This is a genomic window from Bifidobacterium sp. wkB344, from assembly GCF_003688305.1.
GTDB classification, from domain to species: Bacteria; Actinomycetota; Actinomycetes; order Actinomycetales; family Bifidobacteriaceae; genus Bombiscardovia; species Bombiscardovia mizhiensis.
In genome coordinates, this window is record NZ_NPOQ01000010.1 from 1 (window position 1) to 314 (window position 314).

A 314-nucleotide genomic window follows, 5' to 3' on the forward strand; every position below is an offset into this window, starting at 1 on the left:
ACCCCGCCGACGGCAGCAAGCCCACACAGTCAACCGTGAAAACCGGCACCCTCGCCACTCCCCCGCAACAGAACCCGCAACGTGAGGGCTTCCGCTTCGACGGGTGGACACTCGACGGGCAGCCCTATGACTTCCAGACACCCATCCTTCGGGACACGAGTCTGAAAGCCCAATGGACCAAGGTCACGGACTGGACGCTGAGCCCGGACCACGGGCCCGCCACCGGAGCCCAGCTGACCATCAGCCCACCCGACAGGCAGGAACCTCAATTCGCCAGCATTCACACTGCAGGAGAGCAGGTTGTCAGCCTGACC

Annotated in this window: 1 protein-coding gene; it reads left to right on the plus strand. The window is 64.3% G+C overall.

Going from position 1 to position 314, the window contains the following annotated elements; translation table 11 throughout:
* Positions 1-314 (plus strand): InlB B-repeat-containing protein (locus CI601_RS03440; protein WP_147437932.1); only part of this gene is annotated, 314 nt, incomplete at both ends.